Annotated in this window: 18 protein-coding genes; 14 read left to right on the top strand and 4 right to left on the bottom strand. The window is 70.5% G+C overall.

Going from position 1 to position 18,912, the window contains the following annotated elements; all coding sequences use genetic code 11:
- Positions 1-73 precede the first annotated feature (73 nt).
- Positions 74-754, top strand: a complete 681-nt coding sequence (locus tag HNQ58_RS08555) for a hypothetical protein (RefSeq protein ID WP_183948494.1) — start codon at positions 74-76, stop codon at positions 752-754.
- A gap of 37 nt (positions 755-791) precedes the next feature.
- On the opposite strand, the gene tdh is transcribed toward HNQ58_RS08555, so the two are convergent.
- Positions 792-1,826, bottom strand: coding sequence for an L-threonine 3-dehydrogenase (tdh, locus tag HNQ58_RS08550; RefSeq protein WP_183948493.1), 1,035 nt, complete (start codon positions 1,824-1,826; stop codon positions 792-794).
- A 177-nt stretch (positions 1,827-2,003) separates the two neighbouring features.
- Between tdh and HNQ58_RS08545 the strand changes: the two genes are divergently transcribed.
- The 7 genes from HNQ58_RS08545 to HNQ58_RS08515 all read left to right on the top strand — a co-directional run bounded on the left by HNQ58_RS08545 (position 2,004) and on the right by HNQ58_RS08515 (position 10,316).
- Positions 2,004-4,163: a S46 family peptidase gene (locus HNQ58_RS08545; protein WP_183948492.1), complete on the top strand. Its 2,160-nt coding sequence runs from the start codon at positions 2,004-2,006 to the stop codon at positions 4,161-4,163.
- A gap of 104 nt (positions 4,164-4,267) precedes the next feature.
- The gene (gene folC, locus HNQ58_RS08540) at positions 4,268-5,536 is read left to right on the top strand and encodes a bifunctional tetrahydrofolate synthase/dihydrofolate synthase (protein WP_183948491.1); all 1,269 of its coding nucleotides are present in this window, start codon (positions 4,268-4,270) and stop codon (positions 5,534-5,536) included.
- Between the two features lie 106 nt (positions 5,537-5,642).
- Positions 5,643-6,602 carry an SPOR domain-containing protein gene (locus tag HNQ58_RS08535; protein WP_183948490.1) on the top strand — a complete coding sequence of 320 codons (960 nt, stop codon included), beginning with the start codon at positions 5,643-5,645 and terminating at the stop codon, positions 6,600-6,602.
- 19 nt (positions 6,603-6,621) lie between these two features.
- On the top strand, positions 6,622-7,155 hold the full coding sequence (locus HNQ58_RS08530) for a CvpA family protein (RefSeq protein ID WP_183948489.1): 534 nt from the start codon (positions 6,622-6,624) through the stop codon (positions 7,153-7,155).
- Positions 7,156-7,159: 4 nt separating this feature from the next.
- A complete protein-coding gene (gene purF / locus HNQ58_RS08525) occupies positions 7,160-8,629 on the top strand; it encodes an amidophosphoribosyltransferase (protein ID WP_183948488.1) in 1,470 nt (489 codons plus the stop codon).
- Positions 8,630-8,751: 122 nt separating this feature from the next.
- The gene (locus HNQ58_RS08520) at positions 8,752-9,555 is read left to right on the top strand and encodes a ferritin-like domain-containing protein (RefSeq protein ID WP_183948487.1); all 804 of its coding nucleotides are present in this window, start codon (positions 8,752-8,754) and stop codon (positions 9,553-9,555) included.
- A gap of 44 nt (positions 9,556-9,599) precedes the next feature.
- Positions 9,600-10,316 carry a hypothetical protein gene (locus HNQ58_RS08515; RefSeq protein WP_183948486.1) on the top strand — a complete coding sequence of 239 codons (717 nt, stop codon included), beginning with the start codon at positions 9,600-9,602 and terminating at the stop codon, positions 10,314-10,316.
- 162 nt (positions 10,317-10,478) lie between these two features.
- Here HNQ58_RS08515 and lpxH read toward each other — a convergent pair whose 3' ends face one another.
- Together lpxH and HNQ58_RS08505 are read right to left on the bottom strand one after the other, a co-directional pair.
- Positions 10,479-11,198: a UDP-2,3-diacylglucosamine diphosphatase gene (gene lpxH / locus HNQ58_RS08510; RefSeq protein WP_183948570.1), complete on the bottom strand. Its 720-nt coding sequence runs from the start codon at positions 11,196-11,198 to the stop codon at positions 10,479-10,481.
- 17 nt (positions 11,199-11,215) lie between these two features.
- Positions 11,216-11,836, bottom strand: coding sequence for a peptidylprolyl isomerase (locus HNQ58_RS08505; RefSeq protein WP_183948485.1), 621 nt, complete (start codon positions 11,834-11,836; stop codon positions 11,216-11,218).
- A 109-nt stretch (positions 11,837-11,945) separates the two neighbouring features.
- On the opposite strand from HNQ58_RS08505, the gene HNQ58_RS08500 reads away from it, so the two are divergent.
- From HNQ58_RS08500 to HNQ58_RS08485, 4 genes are all read left to right on the top strand, one after another.
- The gene (locus HNQ58_RS08500) at positions 11,946-12,365 is read left to right on the top strand and encodes a DUF4399 domain-containing protein (protein ID WP_183948484.1); all 420 of its coding nucleotides are present in this window, start codon (positions 11,946-11,948) and stop codon (positions 12,363-12,365) included.
- 108 nt (positions 12,366-12,473) lie between these two features.
- The gene (gltX, locus tag HNQ58_RS08495) at positions 12,474-13,886 is read left to right on the top strand and encodes a glutamate--tRNA ligase (protein WP_183948483.1); all 1,413 of its coding nucleotides are present in this window, start codon (positions 12,474-12,476) and stop codon (positions 13,884-13,886) included.
- 31 nt (positions 13,887-13,917) lie between these two features.
- Complete coding sequence (locus HNQ58_RS08490; RefSeq protein ID WP_183948482.1) at positions 13,918-14,409, top strand: transcriptional repressor; 492 nt, start codon at positions 13,918-13,920, stop codon at positions 14,407-14,409.
- Positions 14,409-15,674, top strand: a complete 1,266-nt coding sequence (locus tag HNQ58_RS08485; protein ID WP_183948481.1) for a succinylglutamate desuccinylase/aspartoacylase domain-containing protein — start codon at positions 14,409-14,411, stop codon at positions 15,672-15,674. Before HNQ58_RS08490 ends, HNQ58_RS08485 begins: the two co-directional genes overlap by 1 nt.
- 83 nt (positions 15,675-15,757) lie before the next feature.
- Here the strand turns inward: HNQ58_RS08485 and HNQ58_RS08480 are convergent, their stop codons facing one another.
- Positions 15,758-17,848, bottom strand: coding sequence for a TonB-dependent receptor (locus HNQ58_RS08480; RefSeq protein ID WP_183948480.1), 2,091 nt, complete (start codon positions 17,846-17,848; stop codon positions 15,758-15,760).
- Between the two features lie 80 nt (positions 17,849-17,928).
- On the opposite strand from HNQ58_RS08480, the gene HNQ58_RS08475 reads away from it, so the two are divergent.
- Both HNQ58_RS08475 and HNQ58_RS08470 read left to right on the top strand, forming a co-directional pair.
- Positions 17,929-18,351, top strand: coding sequence for a MerC domain-containing protein (locus HNQ58_RS08475; RefSeq protein ID WP_183948479.1), 423 nt, complete (start codon positions 17,929-17,931; stop codon positions 18,349-18,351).
- A 91-nt stretch (positions 18,352-18,442) separates the two neighbouring features.
- Positions 18,443-18,589, top strand: a complete 147-nt coding sequence (locus tag HNQ58_RS08470) for a 30S ribosomal protein THX (protein WP_183948478.1) — start codon at positions 18,443-18,445, stop codon at positions 18,587-18,589.
- The last annotated feature ends 323 nt before the right edge of the window (positions 18,590-18,912 follow it).

Below are 18,912 nucleotides of genomic sequence, written 5' to 3'. Positions count from 1 at the left end.
GACGGTACAGCGGCCGCCCATGATCCGGCTGGCGCCTGAACCGTCGCCGCACGGACAGGTTAGCATCGGGAGCATGAGCGCAGCCGATCGCGTCGCCCTTGGGGTTCCACTGTGGCCGTTGCCGCTGCTGGTGGCGGCGTTGCCGGTGCTGGCCACCCACCTGGCCTGGTGGTTGTCGGTGCAGGGCGACTACATCCCGCTGTGCAATCCGTACCTGGAGGGCTGCACCTCGATCAGTCGCGCCGCCCGCCACGGCCTCGGCAACGACCTGTTCCGCATGGCGATGCTGCCCTGCGCGACGCTGCAGGCGCTGTTCTGGCTGGCCGCGCACCGCTGGCTGCGCCGACACGACCCGGATGTCGGCCCATGGGTGCTGTGGCTGGGCGTGATCGGTGCCGGCTTCCTCGCCGTCTATGTCACCTTCCTCGGCACCGAGGGGGCGATCTACCAGGTGCTGCGCCGTTACGGCGTGCACATGTACTTCGCCGGCACCTTCCTCGCGCTGATGGCGACATTGCGGCGGCTGGCGCGCTGGCCTGGCGAGCCGGCCTATCGGCTGCTGCTGACGGTGGCGCTGGGGATGCTCTCGCTCGGCATCGCCAGCGTGGCGATCGACGCCACGGTCGCGGACCGCGCGCTGAAGGAGCGGTTGGAGAACATCCTCGAGTGGAACCTCGGCCTGTGGCTGACCGCGATGTTCGCGGTGTTCGCCTGGCGCTGGCGGCGCGAGGGGCTGCGGGTGGGGCTGCAGTGAGCGGCAGGCGTGGCGCGGGCCGCGCCTGCCAGGCGGATCAATCCCAGCTGCACACCACCTTGCCGCACTGGCCGGCGTCCATCAGGTCGAAGCCCTGCTGGAAGTCGTCGATGTGGATCTGGTGGGTGAGCACCTTGTGCAGCGGGAAGCCGCCGCGCACCAGCTGGGTCATCTTGTACCAGGTCTCGTACATCTTGCGGCCATAGATGCCCTGCACGGTCAGGCCCTTGAAGATGATGCGGTCCCAGTCCACGCCCGAGCCCTTGGGCAGGATTCCGAGCAGGGCGATCTTGCCGCCGTGGTACATGGCATCGAGCATGTCGTTGAAGGCGACCGGATGGCCGGACATCTCAAGGCCGACGTCGAAGCCCTCGATGCCGATTTCCTTCATCACGTCGTGGATGTTCTCGCGGGCGACGTTGACGGTGCGGGTGGCGCCCATGTCCTTGGCCAGGTTCAGGCGGTAGTCGTTGACGTCGGTGATGACCACGTGGCGCGCGCCGATGTGCTTGACCAGGCCGGCGGCGATGATGCCGATCGGGCCGGCGCCGGTGATCAGCACGTCCTCGCCGACCACGTCGAACTCCAGCGCGCAGTGCGCGGCGTTGCCGAACGGGTCGAAGAACGCCGCCAGCTCGGACGGGATCTCGTCCGGGATCGGCCACAGGTTGCTGGCCGGCATCACGATGTACTCGGCGAAGGCGCCGTGGCGGTTGACACCGATGCCGACGGTGTTCGGGCACAGGTGCTGGCGGCCGGCGCGGCAGTTGCGGCAGTGGCCGCAGACGATGTGGCCTTCCGCCGAGACGCGGTCGCCTTCCTTGTAGCCGGTCACGCCTGGGCCCATCGCGACGATGCGGCCGACGAATTCGTGGCCAATCACCAGCCCCGGCTTGATCGTGCGCTGACTCCACTCGTCCCACTTGTAGATGTGCAGGTCGGTACCGCAGATCGCGGTCTTCTCCAGCTTGATCAGCACCTCGTTGGGGCCGGGGGTCGGCACCGGCACCCGTTCCATCCAGATGCCCTTGGCCGGTTCGCGCTTGACCAGCGCCTTCATCGTCTGCGCCATGGAAATCACCGCTGAGGGGGCGCCGGGCCCCGGAAAGGGAAAGTGCGAATTATACGCGGCCCTTCCGTCGCGCCCGGCGGTCGGTCTGTCCCGCGCCCTATGCTGGAAGTCATGGGGCGGCTGGCGGGCAGTGGCCGATATACTCGGCCCTTTGCCGACCACAGGGGGATATCGCAGATGCGCAAAACCGTTCTGGCCTTGGCGCTGCTCGGCGCCGGTGGCCTTGCCGCCGCCGGCGAGGGCATGTGGGTGCCGCAGCAGCTGCCGGAGATCGCCGGCCCGCTGAAAGCGCGCGGCCTGCAGCTCGACGTCAACCAGCTCGCCGACCTCACCGGCGACCCGCTCGGCGCCATCGTCAGCATCGGTGGCTGCACGGCCGGCTTCGTCTCGCCGGACGGGCTGGTGGCGACCAACCACCACTGCGCCTACGGCGCCATCCAGCTCAATTCCACCGCCGAGCGCGATCTGCTCAAGGACGGCTTCTATGCCGCCAGCCTCGGCGAGGAGCTGAGCGCCGGCCCGAACGCGCGCGTGTTCGTGATCGACCAGATCCGCGACGTCACCGACCAGGTGATGGCGAAAGTGACCCCGCGCCTGGGCGGGGCCGACCGCGCCCGCGCCATCGAGGCGGCGCAGAAGGCGCTCGTCGCCGAATGCGAAGCCGACGGCGGCGTGCGCTGCACGGTGTATTCGTTCTTCGGCGGCATGCAGTACCGGCTGTTCCGGCAGCTCGAGATCCGCGACGTGCGCCTGGTCTACGCGCCGCCCGGCGCGATCGGCAAGTACGGCGGCGACGTCGACAACTGGATGTGGCCGCGCCACACCGGCGACTTCGCCTTCTACCGCGCCTACGTCGGCCCCGACGGCAAGCCGGCGGCGTATGCCGAGGACAACGTCCCGTACCGCCCGAAGCGGCACCTCAGGATCGCCGCCGAGGGCCTGCAGGCCGGCGACTTCGCCATGGTCGCCGGCTATCCGGGCGTGACCTTCCGTTACGCGCTGGCGGCCGAGTTCGAGCACAACGTCGAGTGGGCGTATCCGTACCGGATCGCGATGCTGGGCGATCTGCTCGCCATCGTCGCCGCGGCCGGCGAGCGCGATCGCGATGTCCAGATCAAGTACGCCAGCCTCAACGCGAGCTGGAACAACGTGATGAAGAACCTCACCGGCCAGCTCGAGGGCTTCGCACGGATGGACGCCGGTGCGCTCAAGCGGGCGCGCGAGCAGGCGGTGCTCGACTGGCTGAAGACCCGTGGCCGCGCCGCGCGCCCGGCGCTCGACGCCCACGCCGCGCTGCAGCGGATCCATGCCGAGCGGCGTGCCAGCGCCGAGCGCGATCTGCTGCTCAACACCTTTGCCAATCTCGGCCTGTTCGACGCCGCCAAGCGCATCCACCGCAACGCGATCGAGCGCGAGAAGCCCGACGCCGAGCGTGCCAGCGGCTATCAGCAGCGCGATCAGGCGACGCTGGAAGGCCACCTGCGTCAGCTCGAGCGCCGCTTCGACCCGGCGGTGGACCGCGCCCTGCTCGGCTACCTGCTCAAGCGCTACGTCCTGCTGCCGGCCGACCAGCGCCTCCCCGAGCTGGACGCCTGGCTGGGCGGCAGCGACGCCGCGACGATCGACGCCCGCCTGGCCACCGCCTACGCGGGCACCGAGCTCGGCGACACCGGCAAGCGTCTGGAATGGCTCAAGGCCGACCGCGCCGCCATCGAGGCCAGCGACGACGCCTTCCTGCAGTTTGCCGTGCAGCTGACGCCGGCACTGTTGCGGCTGGAGGAGGAGGGCCGGCGCCTGGCCGGCGAGGACCAGCGCCACCGCCCGGCCTTCCTGCAGGCGGTGATCGACTACAACCGCAGCATCGGCCAGGCGGTATACCCCGACGCCAACGGCAGCCTCCGCATCACCTTCGGCAACGTGATGGGCTACTCGCCGCGCGACGCGGTGAACTACGCGCCGTTCACCACCCTGCAGGGCATCCTGGAAAAGGACACCGGCGTCGATCCGTTCGACTCCCCGGCCAACCAGCTCGACCTGATCCGCGCCGGCGCCTTCGGCGGCCGCGCGTCCGCGGCACTGGGCAGCGTGCCGGTCAACTTCCTGACCGACATGGACGTGACCGGCGGCAACTCCGGTTCGCCCACGCTCAACGCCCGCGGCGAGCTGGTCGGTCTGGTGTTCGACATGAACTGGGAGAGCGTCAGCTCCAACTGGGTGTTCAACCCCGAGCTGACCCGCACCATCCACGTCGACATCCGCTACATGCTGTGGGTGATGGAGCAGGTCTTCCCCGGCCCGCGCCTGCTGCAGGAGATGGGGGTGAGGGCAGCCGAGTAGGCCGCGGCATCCGCCGGAAATGCGAGGGCCGGGAGCGATCCCGGCCTTCGCGTTTTCCGCCCGGCACCGCGCTTGCCGCGCGCCGCAGGCCGTAGAATTTCCGCATGTCCGTCCGATCCCTTCCCGACTGGCTGGAGTACATCCAGCGCCAGCACCCCCGCGCCGTCGATCTCGGCCTGGAGCGCGTCCGTGTGGTCGCCGCGCGGATGGGACTGCCGCGGCCGGCGCGGCGGGTGATCACCGTCGCCGGCACCAACGGCAAGGGCTCGACCGTGGCCTTCATCGAGGCCATCGCCCGCGCCGCCGGCTGGCGGGTGGGTGCCTACACCTCGCCGCACCTGCTGCGCTACAACGAGCGCGTGCGGGTGGATGGCCACGAAGTCGATGACGCCGCGCTGGTGGCGGCGTTCGAGCGGGTCGAGGCGGCGCGCGGCGACACTCCGCTGACCTATTTCGAATTCGGCACGTTGGCGGCGCTGGCGGTGTTCGCCGGCGCCGACCTGGATCTGGCCGTGCTGGAAGTCGGCCTCGGCGGCCGGCTCGACGCGGTGAACATCGTCGATCCCGATGTCGCCGTGATCACCACTGTCGACCTCGACCACCAGGACTGGCTCGGCGCCGAGCGCGAGGCCATCGGCATGGAGAAGGCCGGCATCCTGCGTCCCGGCCTGCCGGCGGTGCTGGGCGAGGCCGATCCGCCGTCGAGCGTGCTCGGCCACGCCTACCGGATCGGCGCCTTCGCCATCCGCGCCGGCTGCGACTACCTGGTGGACCGCTTCGACGATCACTGGGTCTGGCGCGAGCCGGGCTGCGAGCTTAGCCTGCCGTATCCGGGGCTGGCCGCACCGGTGCAGCTCGCCAATGCCGCCACCGCCATCGCCGCGCTGCGCGCGCTGCCCGACGAGCTGCCGGACACCGCCTTCGCCCGCGGCGTGCGCGAGGCGCGCATCCGTGGCCGCCTGCAGCGTTTCGAGCGTGATGGCGTGGAGGTCGTGGTCGATGTCGGCCACAACCCGCAGGCGGCCCGGCAGCTGGCCGACTGGCTGGCGGCGCATCCCGCGGCCGGCGTCACCCGGGTGGTGTTCAGCGCCCTGGCCGACAAGGACCTGGTTGGCCTGGTGACGCCGCTGCGCCCACTGGTGGCCGGCTGGTGGCTGGCCGGGCTGGCGGCGCGCAGCGAGCGCGGTCTGGATGCGCGGGGGCTGGCCGAACGCATCGGCGGGGTGCTCGGGGCGCAGGCACTGCGCGAAGACGATGTCGCGACGGCGCTGCGTGCCGCGCTGGCCGCCTCGCACGCCGGCGACCGCATCCTGGTCTACGGTTCCTTCTTCACCGCCGCCGCGGCGCTGGAAGTGCTCGAAGCCGGTGCGTAGGAACACGCGTGTCGTTCCGGCAAGGGTGCGTCCTTAAGGTCCATCAAGGTTCGCCGGCCGCGGAGGGCTATAATTCCCGCCACGCTTCCGCCGGCCGACGCCCTCGATGGATACCGCCCTGAAACAGCGCCTGATCGGCGCCGCCGTCCTGGTGGCGCTGGCCGTGATCTTCCTGCCGATGCTGCTCGAAGGCCCGGCGCCGGACGGCGGCGCCAGCCACGTGCCGCTGGAGATGCCGGCGCCGGCCGATCGCCGGTTCGAGACCCGCGAGCTGCCACTGGTGCCGCCGACGCCGGTCGGCGATGCCGCCCCGGCGGCACCCGCGGCCGATCCGGACGATCCGAACCGCATCGTCACCGTCGATGCCGACGACGCGCCGCGCCAGGATGCGCTGGCCGACGACCCGGCCACCGCGCCGGTCGATCTCACCGCCCGTGTCACCGCGCCCGCGCCGGCCACGCCGCAACCGCAGCCACAGTCTGCCGCCCCGGCGCCCGCCGCCCCGGCCCCCACGCCGCCTGCCGCCGAGATGCTGCACGCCGCCCAGGCCGGTGGCCGCTACGTGGTCAACCTCGGCAGCTACACCAACCAGGCCAATGCGCGCGCGCTGGTCGACGCGCTGAAGGCTTCGCAGCTGCCGGCATACGCCGAGGAGGTCACGATCGGCAGCCAGCGCGGTCTGCGCGTGCGCGTCGGCCCCTACGAGCAGCGTGCCAGCGCCGAGTCGGCCCGCCTGCGCGCGCTGCGCGTGCGCGACGACGTGCCGGCGACCGTCGTCGCGCTCGATGCCGCGACGCCGGCGCCGTCGCAGGCCGCCGCCGGTGGCGTCGCTGCCGGCTTCGCCGTGCAGGTCGGCGCCTTCCGCACCGAGGCCGATGCCATCGCCCTGCGCGACCGCCTGCGCAACGGCGGCTTCGTCGCCTTCAGCGAGCGGGTGCAGACCGAGAGCGGCACGCTGTACCGGGTGCGTGTCGGCCCCGAGCCCGACCGTGCCGCCGCCGAACGCCTGCGCGACCGGGTCAACGAGCGGTTCCGGCTGAACGGCATGGTCGTGGCGCATCCTTGAACGGCACGCCGCTGCCCGCATGCTGAACTGGGCCGACATCGTCCTGCTCGCCATCGTCGCGTTGTCCACGCTGGTGGGCCTGTGGCGCGGCTTCATCGTCGAGGCGCTGTCGCTGGGCGTGTGGGCGGTCGCGTTCTGGGTCGCGTTCCAGTTCGGCAAGCCGGTGTCGGAGCTGTTCGAGGGCCACATCGACACGCCGTCGGCGCGGCTGTTCCTGGCGCACGCCATGCTGTTCATCGGCGCGCTGGTGGCCGGCGGCCTGGTCACCTGGCTGGTCGGACGGCTGGTCGCCGGCACCGGCCTGTCCGGCACCGACCGTCTGCTCGGACTGCTGTTCGGGCTGGTGCGTGGCGCTGCGCTGGGCTGCCTGCTGGTGCTGCTGCTCGGGTTCACTCCGCTGCCGCGCGATCCGTGGTGGCAGGAGTCGCGACTGTTGCCCGGCTTCCAGCGGGGCGCGGAATGGATGAAGTCCTGGCTGCCGGACGCGGCCGCCCAATACGTCCGCTTCGGCGCGGACGAGCTGCCGGCGCCGCGTGCGCCCACCGGAGAGTAAGAGCATGTGCGGAATCATCGGAATCGTCGGCACCAGCGAGGTCGCGGCGGCGCTCTACGACGGCCTGACCGTCCTGCAGCACCGTGGCCAGGACGCGGCCGGCATCGCCACCGTCGATGGCAGCCGTATCCGCATCCACAAGGGCAACGGCCTGGTCAAGGACGTGTTCGGCGAACAGCACATGCGCCTGCTCACCGGCCGCGTCGGCATCGGCCACTGCCGCTACCCGACCGCCGGCTCGGAAGGTTCGGACGAGGCGCAGCCGTTCTACGTCAACTCGCCCTACGGCATCGCCCTGGCGCACAACGGCAACCTGATCAACACCGAGGCGCTGCGCCGGCAGGTGTTCGAGACCGACCGCCGCAACATCAACACCGAATCCGACTCCGAGGTGCTGCTCAATGTCTTCGCCCACGAGCTGGCCGAGCAGCACGCGCTGACCCCGCAGGCGGCGATCGCCGCGGTAGCCGGCGTGCACCGGCGTTGCGTCGGCGGCTACGCGGTGGTGAGCGTGGTGCTGGGGCTGGGTCTGGTCGCCTTCCGCGACCCGCACGGCATCCGTCCGCTGGTGCTGGGCAGGCGCGAGACCGCCGACGGTTTCGAGTACGCGGTGGCCTCCGAGAGCGTGGCGCTGGACATCCTCGGCTTCCAGCGCCTGCGTGACGTCCGGCCGGGTGAGTGCGTGGTGGTGACCGCGCGCGGCGATCTGCACGCCGAGGTCTGCGCGCCGCCGGCCGAGCACGCGCCGTGCATCTTCGAATACGTCTATTTCGCCCGTCCCGATTCGATGATCGAGGACGTCTCGGTGCACAAGGCGCGCATGCGGATGGGCATCAAGCTCGGCGAGAAGATCCAGCGCCTCAGGCCCGACCACGACATCGACGTGGTCATCCCGATCCCCGACACCTCGCGCACCTCGGCGATGGAACTGGCCAACGTGCTGGGCGTGAAGTACCGCGAGGGCTTCATCAAGAACCGCTACATCGGCCGCACCTTCATCATGCCGGGGCAGGGCGAGCGGGTGAAATCCGTACGCCGCAAGCTCAACCCGATCCCGCTGGAGTTCAAGGACCGGGTGGTGCTGCTGGTGGACGACTCGATCGTGCGCGGCACCACCAGCCGCCAGATCATCCAGATGGCCCGCGATGCCGGCGCCAGGAAGGTCTATCTGGCCTCGGCCGCGCCACCGGTGCGCTATCCGAACGTCTACGGCATCGACATGCCGGCCGCCGAGGAGCTGGTCGCACACGGCCGCAGCGAGGAGGAGGTGCAGAGCCTGCTCGGCTGCGACTGGCTGGTCTACCAGGACATCGCCGACCTGGAGGACGCGGTGGCGGGGCCGAAGCGGCGGCTGACCACCTTCGACTCGTCCTGCTTCACCGGCAGGTACGTCACCGGCATCGAGCCGGACTACTTCGAGCGCATCAGGCAGCAGCGTTCCGATGAGGCCAAGCGCAAGCGCCGCGCGTCGTGAATCGGCCGGAGCAAGGCAGAAACGCGTGCGGAGGAGTGGGACGAGGGAGCGGCATCGCGCCGGACGCATCCGTTCTCCCCTCGCTTCTCAACCCTCTTGACTCTTCTCGCCTCCCGCTCCGGATGAATTCGATCCACGCCGCCGCCCGCCGCTGTCTCGACGCCTGCGACCCGCAGGAGAAGGTCGCGCTGACCCTCGCCGCCGGCGCGGCGTTCGCGCGTGGAGAGCTGGCGCCTGCCGCCGACGACACACCGCCATTGCCGATCGGCGCGCCGGGGCGTCCGGAACGCCCGCGCCTGGTCACCCCGCGTGCATTGCCGCAGCGCGGTCTGGGTACGCCGGAGGGGCGCATCGCCTTCGTCCACGCCATCGCCCACATCGAGTTCAATGCCATCAACCTGGCCTGGGACGCGGTGTACCGGTTCCGCGGCATGCCCGCCGGCTTCTATGCCGACTGGGTGGGGGTGGCGGTGGATGAGGCGCGACATTTCCAGCTGCTCGCCGCGCGTCTGGCCGAGCTCGGCGCCGCTTACGGCGATCATGACGCGCACAACGGGCTGTGGGAGATGGCCGAGAAGACCGCGCACTCGTGTCTGGAGCGGATGGCGCTGGTGCCGCGCGTGCTGGAGGCGCGCGGGCTGGACGTGACCCCGGGCATGATCGAGCGGCTGCGCCATCTCGGCGACGAGCGCACCGTGGCCGTGCTGGAACTGATCCTGCGCGAGGAAGTGGCCCACGTCGCTGCCGGCAGCCGCTGGTTCCGCTGGTGCTGCGCACGCGAGGGCGTCGATCCGGACGAAACCTTCGCCCGGCTGATCGCGCAGCATGCCCGCGCCGCGCTGCGCGGACCGTTCAACCACGAGGCGAGGATGGCTGCCGGCTTCGATGCCGGGGAACTGACGGCGCTGGAGGCGCTGATCCGCTGACAGAGCCGCTCTACGAAATGGTGTTTCGGCGGTATGCTCGGCGGATGAATACATTCCACCGTTTCGCGCCCGGTTTCGTTCTCGCCTGGTGCGTCATCGCATCGTCTGGTTGCGGTCCCTCGCCGGAGGAGCGCCGCGCGGCGGCGCAGGCCGCCGCGGCGCAGCGCGCCGAGGCCGAGGCCGCCGAGCAGTGGCGGCTGTACGAGCAAAACCGCGAGGACGGCAACATCGAACTCGCCGCCGCCTATGCCGAGCTGATCGTGGCGCGCTACCCGGCTACCGAAGCGGCCAGGGCACTGGTCCCCATCATCGACGAGGTGCGCCAGCAGGCCGCCGAGGCCCGCGAGGCGCGCCGGCTGGCGTCGCTGTGGCGCTACCAGACCGCGCCGATGGCCGGCGGCATCCAGAAGACGGCGGTGATCCACAGCAGCGACGGCGGCCAGCCGAACATCCGGCTGGTGCTGCGCCAGCACAGCGAATGGGGGCTGAGCACCTTCCTGCTGCCGGATGCCGACGTGTTCGACTGCCGGCGCTGCCAGGTCGGCATCGCCTTCGATGCGGCCGCGCCGCGCCGCTTCGCCGCGACCAAGGCGGCCGATCCGCAGAACCCGGCCCTGTTCATCGACGACAAGGCCGCCTTTCTCGCTGCGCTGGCCAAGGCCAAGACGATGCGCATCGAGGTACCGGTCAAGGGCGGCACGCGCACGCTGACCTTCGAGGTCGGCGGCTACGCGCCGGCGCGGTTCGAGGCCGGTGGCTGAGTCGGGAGCCGGTAACCGGAAATCGGTAACCGGTAACCGGCTGCCGCTTGCGGCGGCTCGATCGACAATCGGAACAGCCCTCGCACGCGCTCTCCGATTTCCGGCTACCGGCTACCGGTTACCGAAACCGACAAGCCAAGCCAAGCTCCGGAAGCGCGCCGATCAACCCAGCGCGGCCAGCTCGAAGCCGTCGGTATCGACCCGCAACACCGAGCCCTGCCGGTACCAGTCGCCGAGCACGATGCGTTTGCGCGGATGGCCGGCGGCGACCAGCGAGTGCACCGCCGGGCGGTGGGTGTGGCCGTGGATCAGCAGGCCGACGCCGAAGCGGGCGAGGGTGGCCTCCACCGTGGCCGGCGTGACATCGGTGATCTCCTCGCGCACGCCCTGCATGTGGGCCTTGCTGGCGGCACGGGCCTGGGCGGCGAAGGCCTGCCGTTGCGGCAACGGCTGACGGAGGAAGTCGCGCTGCCAGGCCGGGTCGCGCACCTGGCGGCGGAAGGCCTGGTAGGCCTGGTCGTCGCTGCACAGCAGGTCGCCGTGCATCAGCAGCGCCGGGCGGCCGTACAGCATCGTCACGCAGGGATCGGGCAGCAGCCGCATGCCGCAGCGGCGGGCATAGCCCGGCCCGAGCAGGAAGTCGCGGTTGCCGCGGATGAAATAGACCGGCACCCCGTGGTCGCTGACGGCGCGCAGGCCGCCGGCGACGGCGGCGGCGACCGCGGACGGGTCGTCGTCGCCGACCCAGGCTTCGAACAGGTCGCCGAGGATGTACAGCGCATCGGCGTGCATCGCCTCCTCGCGCAGGAAGCGGAGGAACAGGGCGGTCGCTTCCGGACGCGCGTCGTCCAGGTGCAGGTCGGAAACGAACAGGGTGGCCACGGTGCGGAGCGGCTGGTTCACTCGCCGCCGGCAGGCGCCAGGATGGTGACCCGCTCGATGACCACCGGTGTCTTCGGCACGTCGCGCGGGAACGGTTCCTGCGGGCCGGTCTCGACCGCGCGGATGCGATCGACCACCTCCATGCCCTGCACCACACGACCGAACACTGCATAGCCCCAGGTGTAGGCGCTGGTCTCGCTGCTGAAGTCCAGACGCGGGTTGTCGACCACGTTGATGAAGAACTGCGAGGTCGCCGAATGCGGGTCGCTGGGCATGCGCGCGGCGGCGACGGTGCCGCGCAGGTTGCTCAGACCGTTGTTGGCCTCGTTGGGAATCGGCGCGCGCGTCGGCTTCTGGCGCAGGTCCGGCGTGAAGGCGCCGCCCTGGATCAGCAGGTTGTCGATCACCCGGTGGAAGATGGTGCCGTTGTAGTGGCCCTCGCGGGCGTATTGCAGGAAGTTCTCGACCGTGCGCGGGGCCCTGTCCGGGTACAGCTCGATCGTGATCTCGCCGAGCGTGGTGGTCAGCAGCACGCGTGGCCCGGGCGCGGGCGTGGCTTCGGCCGCGGCGGGGGCGGTCTGGGCGGACAGGGGCAGGGGCAGCAGCAGGGCGGCGAGAACCAGCAGACGCTCGAGCATCCGGGACTCCATGCGGAGAAGCTTGCGAGGCTGGCATATTAGCAGGCCGCCGGCCCGTTCCTGCCCTCCGGAGCGCGGTCGCGGCCGTTCATTTCCGGGAGACCCCGCCATGCGTCTGCTCACCGCCTGCCTGTTCTTCGCCGCCTTGTCCGTGGCCGCCGCCGGACTGCCGCGCAGCTCCGCGCCCGCCGAGGCGCGGCTGTACTTCATCAGCCCACAGGACGGCGACAGCGTCGACAGCGAGTTCACCGTCCGTTTCGGCCTGTCCGGCATGGGGGTGGCGCCGGCCGGCGTGGTGGCCGCACATACCGGCCATCATCACCTGCTGATCGATACCGATTTGCCACCACTGGACCGGCCGATTCCCAACGATGCCCGGCACCTGCATTTCGGCCAGGGCCAGACCGAAGCCACGATCCGCCTGCCGCCCGGGCGGCACACGCTGCAGCTCCTGCTGGGCGACCACGCCCATATCCCGCACGATCCGCCGGTGATCTCCGAGCGCATCACGGTCATCGTCCGCGACTGAGCGCCGGTCGCCGGCGCGCTTCGACGACCGGCCTGCCTGCGCGGGCACCCCGGGACTGCCGGCGGTCCGCTAGAATCCGCACTCTTTGACCTCACGAACTCCGGCCCGATGACCTGCCGTACCCGTTTCGCTCCCAGTCCCACCGGCTACCTGCACATCGGCGGCGCCCGCACCGCGCTGTACTGCTGGCTGGAGGCGCGCCGTCGCGGTGGCCAGTTCGTGCTGCGGATCGAGGACACCGATCGCGAACGCTCCACCGAGGCCGCCGTGCAGGCCATCCTCGATGGCATGGCCTGGCTCGGGCTGGCGCATGACGAGGGGCCGTACTACCAGACCCTGCGCTTCGACCGCTACCGCCAGGTCGCCGAGGATCTGGTCAGGGCCGGCAAGGCCTACTACGCCTACGAGAGCAAGGAAGAGATCGAGGCGATGCGTGCCGAGGCGATGGCCAAAGGCCTCAAGCCGCGTTACGACGGCCGTGCCCGCGACCTGAACCTGCCCGAGCGCAACGATCCCAACAAGGTGATCCGCTTCAAGAACCCGCTCTCGGGCAGCGTGGTGTTCCACGACAAGGTCAAGGGCCGGATCGAGTGGAGCAACCAGGAGCTCGACGACCTGGTGCTGATCCGCTCGGACGGCTTCCCCACCTACAACTTCGCGGTGGTGGTCGACGACATCGACATGAAGATCACCGACGTGATCCGCGGCGACGACCACGTCAACAACACCCCGCGCCAGATCAACATCTACGAAGCACTGGGCGCGCCGGTGCCGGCATTCGCCCACTTGCCGATGATCCTCGGCGCCGACGGCACCAAGCTCAGCAAGCGTCATGGCGCGGTCAGCGTGATGCAGTACCGCGAGGACGGCTTCCTGCCGCACGCGCTGCTCAACTACCTGGTGCGGCTGGGCTGGTCGCATGGCGACCAGGAGATCTTCTCGCGCGAGGAGATGGTCGCCCTGTTCCGGATCGAGGATGTCAACCAGAAGGCCTCGCGCTTCGATCCGGACAAGCTGTGCTGGCTCAACCAGCACTATTTCAAGCACGGTGATCCGGCGATGGTACTGCCGGAGCTGGAGTACCACCTCAGGCGGGCCGGGCTGGACCTGGCCAGCGGCCCGGCGCCGGCCGACGTGCTGGTGGCGCTGGCCGACCGCGTCAAGACGCTCAAGGAGATGGCCGAGCGCGCCAGCGTCTGGTACCGCCCGCTGCGCGAGTACGACGATGCGGCCGTGGCCAGGCACCTGGGCGCCGCCGCGCAGGCGCCGCTGGCCGACGTGCGCGAGCGTCTGGCCGCGCTGAAGGCCTGGACTCCGGAAGCGGTCAACGCCGCACTCGGCGAAACCGCGCAGGCGCTGGGCATCGGGCTTGGCAAGATCGCCCAGCCGCTGCGCGTGGCGATCACCGGCACCCAGGTGTCGCCCTCGATCGATCACACCGTGTATCTGGCCGGCCGCGACGAGGCGCTGCGCCGGATCGATGCCGCGCTGGCGCTGATCGGCCGGCGCGCCGAGGGCTGAATCGGCGCCCGTGGCGCGGTAGGATGCGGTCATGAGCCATGCGCACCGCCATGCCTGCACCGACCCGGCGCATCACGTCGATGATGCCGAGGGCTTCATCCGCGAGGTCGAGCGCGTCTGTCTGGAGCGCGGCCTGCGGCTGACGCCGCTGCGCGCCGAGGTGCTGCGGCTGGTGGCCGAGGCCGGCCGGCCCGCCAAGGCCTACGACCTGCTGGACCGGATGCGGTCGGTGCACGGCAGCGTCGCGCCGCCGACGGTGTACCGAGCGCTCGATTTCCTGCTCGAGAACGGCTTCATCCACAAGCTCGAGTCGATCAACGCCTTCGTCGGCTGCCATCACCCGGCCACCGAGCAGCACTCGGTGCCGTTCCTGATCTGCGACCGCTGCCATGCCGCGGTCGAGCTGGAGGACAGCCGCGTCGCCGACATGCTGGAGGCCAGCGCCCGCGCGCTCGGCTTCCAGCCGCAGGCGCAGACCCTCGAAGTACACGGCCTCTGCGCCGAATGCAGCGAAGCTTCCTAGTGAACGGACACCGCATTTTCCGTCCGGCCGCACTGGCCGGCGCGCTGGCGGCCGCGCTGGCCGCGCTCGCGGCGCCCGCCGCCGCGCAGGACTTTCCGGTCGAGGCGCCCGTGCCACCGCCCGCGCGGCAGGCGCTGGCCGGGGACGAGGCGGCGGGCGAGAGTGGCGAGCCGGCTCATGTGCCGCCGCCGCTGGTCACGCCGCTGCACATCCTCGACCGCCACGTGCTGCCAGGCACCCGCATGGTGCTGACCTGGAACGGCAGCCAGGGCTATGCCGGCAACGACATGGCCGCGCCGGTGATCGTCGTGCACGGCGCCCAGGCCGGCCCGACCCTGTGCCTGACCGCCGGCGTCCACGGCGACGAGATCAACGGCGTGGAGATCGTGCGACGGGTGATGAACACGCTGGCCCCGGAGCAGGTGAGCGGCACGGTGATCGGCGTGCCGGTGGTCAACCTGTTCGGCTACCAGCGCGGCTCGCGCTATCTGCCGGACCGGCGCGACCTGAACCGTTTCTTCCCCGGTACGCGCTATGGCTCGGTCGCTTCGCGCATCGCCCACAGCTTCTTCGAGAACGTCGTCCGTCATTGCGACGCGCTGGTCGATTTCCATACCGGCAGCTTCGACCGCAGCAACCTGCCGCAGGTGCGCGCCGACCTGCGCATTCCCGAGGTGCTGGAGTTCACCCGCGGTTTCGGCGCCACCGTGGTGCTGCACAGCAAGGGCAACCCGGGCATGCTGCGTGTCGCCGCCACCGCGGTGGGCATTCCGGCGGTGACCTTCGAGGTCGGCGCGCCGGCGCGCCTGCAACCGGAGGAGATCGAGACCGCGGTGGCCGCGATCGCCCGGCTGATGCACAAGATGGGCCTGGTCGAGTCCGAGTCGATCGAGCAGGAGCCGCAACCTATCTTCTACGAGTCGCGCTGGATCCGCGCCGACCATGGCGGCCTGCTGATCAGCGACGTTGAGCTCGGCCAGCGCGTGCGCCGCGGCCAGCGGCTGGGCCGGGTGATCGACCCGCTCGGCAACACCGAGCGCGATATCGTCTCGCCGATTTTCGGCCGCGTGCTCGGCATGGCGCAGAACCAGCAGGTGCTGCCCGGCTTCGCCGTCTACCATCTCGGCGAGGAGACCAGCGAAGAGAAGGCGGTCGAGGAGGCCGCCGCCGGCCACGCCGAGCCGCCGGTCGAGGAGGACGGCGAGCACGGCGCCCCCGAGGCCGCCGGCGAGCGCACGCGCGACCCCGAGGACGATTTCGAGTAGTCCTCGCGCTGGGCGCGGAGATGGACACGGAAACGAAGAAGGGGCCGGTGGCCCCTTCTTCGTTCCTGCGCCGGCGGATGCGGTCAGAACAGCGCGCGGATGCCGAAGGCGATGGCGCGGCCCGGCAGCGGCGCCAGGTCCTTCAGCAGCGAGGTGTGCGGCCGGGCCTCGCGGTCGGTCAGGTTGGTGCCGTCCAGGAACACCTCCCAGCCGACGTTGCCCACGTCCCAGTGGTAGGCCAGGTGGGCGTCGACCAGGGTGTAGCCGGCGCTGGCGTCCTCGAAGTCGGCGACGCGGTCCTGCCTGGCGTGGCGCACCGCGCCGAGGCTGGCGCGCCAGCCGCCCAGTTCCCAGCGCAGGTCCGCGCCCAGACGTGCGGCCGGGATGCGCGGCAGGTCGCCGCCGCCGTCGCGCAGACGGCCGCGCACCGCATCGCCGAACAGACGCAGATCCCAGGTGCCCTGCGCGTTCTCGGCCAGCCGGACCGTCGCCTCCGCTTCGATGCCGTTGAAGCGGGCATCGGCCTGGGTCCACTGACGCACCGGCAGGTGGTCTTCCTCCTCGCCGGTGTCGGCCAGGTAGATGAAGTCGCTGAAGCGGGTGTGGTAGGCCGAGGCCTTGGCGTCGAAACGGCCGTGGTGCCAGTGCAGGCCGAGCTCGATGCGGTTGGCGACTTCGGTGTCGAGGTCCTCGTCGCCGATCTCGAAGCTGCGGGTGGCGAGGTGCGGGCCGTCGGAGTACAGCTCCTCGGCGGTCGGCGCGCGCTCGGCGCGGTCGAGGCCGAACAGGACGTGGAGGTCCTCGCCGGCGCGCCACTTGCCGGCCAGCGAGAAGCTGGCGGTATCGAACTTGGCGGTGGGCTCGTCCTCGGCGTCGATCTTCACGCGGTCCAGGCGGCCGCCCAGCTCCAGCTTGAAGGCGCCGAAGTCCCTCTCCTCCAGCAGGAACAGGCCGAGGTCGCGGCTGAGCGAAGGCGGCACGAAGGCTTCCTCGCCTTCGGCCGAGAAGTCGCGCCGGCCGTACTGCAGGCCGTAGGCGCCACGCCAGCCGCCGAGCTCGGCATGCACCGCCTCGATGCGGCCCTCCGTGCCCTTGTTGGCGAACACGGTGCTGATCTCGTCGTCCTCCAGTTCGACGTGCTCGTAGTCGTTGCGGGCGAGGCGGAAGCTCAGCGACTCGTGGCCGGCGAAGGGCTGGTAGAGCGCGCCGCGCACATCGACCCGCTTCTGGCGCAGGTCGATGCGCACGTCTTCCTCGTGCTCGTCGTGGTGATCGTGGTCGTGGTCGTGATCGTCGTGATCGTCGTGATCGTCGTCGTGGCCGTGGGCGTGGCCCGGCACGCCGTAAAGGGTGTCGAAGAAGCTGTAGGACGCCCCGATGAAGCCGCGCTCGCCGATCAGCGACGCGCCGAAGCTGGCCGCCTTGGTGCGGATCGCGCTGTTCTCCAGCCGCTCGCCGTGGCCATGGCCGTCGTCGAAATGGTGGCCGGCCTCGGCCGGCACCGGGATCCGGAAGTCGTCGGTCTCGCGGCTGAGCAGGCTGGCGTTGAAGGCGAAGTTGCCGCCGCCGCCGTCGAGCCGGAGCATGCCGGTGCGCTCGTCGCTGACCGTGTTGCCACGCAGCTCGGCGCGGCCGCTCAGGCCGGAGTCGGTATCGGGCACGCGCTGCGGGATGCGGCCGTCGACCACGTTCACCGCGCCGCCGATCGCGCCGCTGCCGTACAGCAGGGTGGCCGGGCCCTTGAGCACCTCGATCTGGTCGGCGAGGAACGGCTCGATGCTGTTGGCGTGGTCGGCGCTGACGGTGGAGGCGTCGAGCGCCGGCAGGCCGTTGGCCAGCACCTGCACGCGGGCGCCGTCGAGGCCGCGGATCACCGGCCGGCCGACACCGGGGCCGAAGGCGCTGGACTGCACGCCGGTCAGACGCGACAGGGTCTCGCCGAGCGAGTTGCTCTTGTGGGCATCGAGTGCCTCGCCGGCCAGCACCTCGGCCGGACGGGCCAGATCCTCGACCGACTGCTGCAGCGGGGTGGCGGTGACGATCAGGGCATCCAGACGGATCGCCTCGCGATGCGGATCGCCGGCATCGGCGGCGATTCCGGCATGGGCGGGGGCGGTCAGCGTCAGGGCCAGGGCGGCGGCGAGGGGGTGCAGCGGGAGGTGCTTGCGGTTCATGGTGGGCGTCGCTTTTGTTATAGAATAACGGAACGGGAATGTTATACTGTTCCGAAATCGACGCAACCCGGCCGAAGGTCATGCCGCTTCCGAGCCCGACATCGATCACCGCCACCGTCGCCGACCGCATCGGCGCCAGTGGCTCCTTCCTGTGCGCCGTCCATTGCGCGCTCGGGCCGGTGATGCTGGCCATCCTGCCGACCGCCAGCCTGGGCGTGCTGTGGTCGGAGAGCTTCGAATCGATCTTCACCGTGTTCGCCACCGTGCTCGGCCTGGCCGCGCTGGCCTTCGGCTATCGCCGTCACCGCCGTGTCCATGCCTGGCCGATCCTGCTGTTCGGCTTGGCGGCCTTGTGGGCGGATACCATCTACGAACCGCTGCACACCCAAGCCGTGCCGCATGCGCTGGTGATGACACTGGGTGCGCTGCTGGTGGCGGTAGCGCACGTGGTCAACCTCAGGCTGTCCCACGCCCCGGCGCTGTCGGGCGACTCCCCCGACTGACGGCCGCCGCCCACAGGCTTGGGGCCGGCCGCCTGCGGGTGGTAGGCTACGCCCCCCGTTCCCACACCTTTTCGACTTTCAGGAGCATTCCATGGGCAAGGGCGACAGGAAGACCCCGAAGGGCAAGCGTTATGCCTCCAGCTACGGCAACGCCCGTCCGCACAAGGCCGTCAAGAAGGCCGCCGCCGTGACCAAGGCCCCGGTGGCCAAGAAGGCTGCGGTCAAGAAGAAGGCCTGACGCGCTCCGCGCTGCGGTCTGCGAAGCCCCGCCCTGTGCGGGGCTTCGGCGTTTTGGGGCTTGCGTATTGCCAGGGTGCGGCTTCAGCCGCGCCCGCTTTTTCAGTCCCTCCACATCAAGGGGAGGGCGTTGCTCGGGTTCGTGGGGTCGTCGCGATCCTCCGGTGCTACGCGCTGGGGTTTGTGCGCCTGTGAGTTCGTCGCGACCTGCCGGCGCTACGCGCCGGGTGTTTCGTGCGTCTGTGGATATCTCGCTAACTGGCCGGCCCTTCGGGCCGGGGGTTCCGTCCGCCTGCCGGCGGCCGGGTTACTTTTCTTTGCTTG

The sequence above is a fragment of the Rehaibacterium terrae genome, from assembly GCF_014202935.1.
Taxonomy (GTDB): Bacteria; Pseudomonadota; Gammaproteobacteria; order Xanthomonadales; family Xanthomonadaceae; genus Rehaibacterium; species Rehaibacterium terrae.
The sequence above is the reverse complement of the archived record's forward strand: the minus strand, read 5'-3'. Positions and strand labels throughout refer to the sequence as shown.

Bases quoted from the DNA above. Each gene is read 5' to 3' on its own strand.
- HNQ58_RS08475 (WP_183948479.1), top strand. From the start codon at position 17,929: ATGCCGCTTCCGAGCCCGACATCGATCACCGCCACCGTCGCCGACCGC.
- folC (WP_183948491.1), top strand. From the start codon at position 4,268: ATGTCCGTCCGATCCCTTCCCGACTGGCTGGAGTACATCCAGCGCCAG.
- HNQ58_RS08490 (WP_183948482.1), top strand. From the start codon at position 13,918: ATGAGCCATGCGCACCGCCATGCCTGCACCGACCCGGCGCATCACGTC.
- HNQ58_RS08470 (WP_183948478.1), top strand. From the start codon at position 18,443: ATGGGCAAGGGCGACAGGAAGACCCCGAAGGGCAAGCGTTATGCCTCC.
- HNQ58_RS08500 (WP_183948484.1), top strand. From the start codon at position 11,946: ATGCGTCTGCTCACCGCCTGCCTGTTCTTCGCCGCCTTGTCCGTGGCC.
- HNQ58_RS08515 (WP_183948486.1), top strand. From the start codon at position 9,600: ATGAATACATTCCACCGTTTCGCGCCCGGTTTCGTTCTCGCCTGGTGC.
- HNQ58_RS08535 (WP_183948490.1), top strand. From the start codon at position 5,643: ATGGATACCGCCCTGAAACAGCGCCTGATCGGCGCCGCCGTCCTGGTG.
- HNQ58_RS08545 (WP_183948492.1), top strand. From the start codon at position 2,004: ATGCGCAAAACCGTTCTGGCCTTGGCGCTGCTCGGCGCCGGTGGCCTT.
- HNQ58_RS08480 (WP_183948480.1), bottom strand. From the start codon at position 17,848: ATGAACCGCAAGCACCTCCCGCTGCACCCCCTCGCCGCCGCCCTGGCC.
- purF (WP_183948488.1), top strand. From the start codon at position 7,160: ATGTGCGGAATCATCGGAATCGTCGGCACCAGCGAGGTCGCGGCGGCG.
- HNQ58_RS08505 (WP_183948485.1), bottom strand. From the start codon at position 11,836: ATGCTCGAGCGTCTGCTGGTTCTCGCCGCCCTGCTGCTGCCCCTGCCC.
- HNQ58_RS08555 (WP_183948494.1), top strand. From the start codon at position 74: ATGAGCGCAGCCGATCGCGTCGCCCTTGGGGTTCCACTGTGGCCGTTG.
- HNQ58_RS08530 (WP_183948489.1), top strand. From the start codon at position 6,622: ATGCTGAACTGGGCCGACATCGTCCTGCTCGCCATCGTCGCGTTGTCC.
- HNQ58_RS08520 (WP_183948487.1), top strand. From the start codon at position 8,752: ATGAATTCGATCCACGCCGCCGCCCGCCGCTGTCTCGACGCCTGCGAC.
- gltX (WP_183948483.1), top strand. From the start codon at position 12,474: ATGACCTGCCGTACCCGTTTCGCTCCCAGTCCCACCGGCTACCTGCAC.
- tdh (WP_183948493.1), bottom strand. From the start codon at position 1,826: ATGGCGCAGACGATGAAGGCGCTGGTCAAGCGCGAACCGGCCAAGGGC.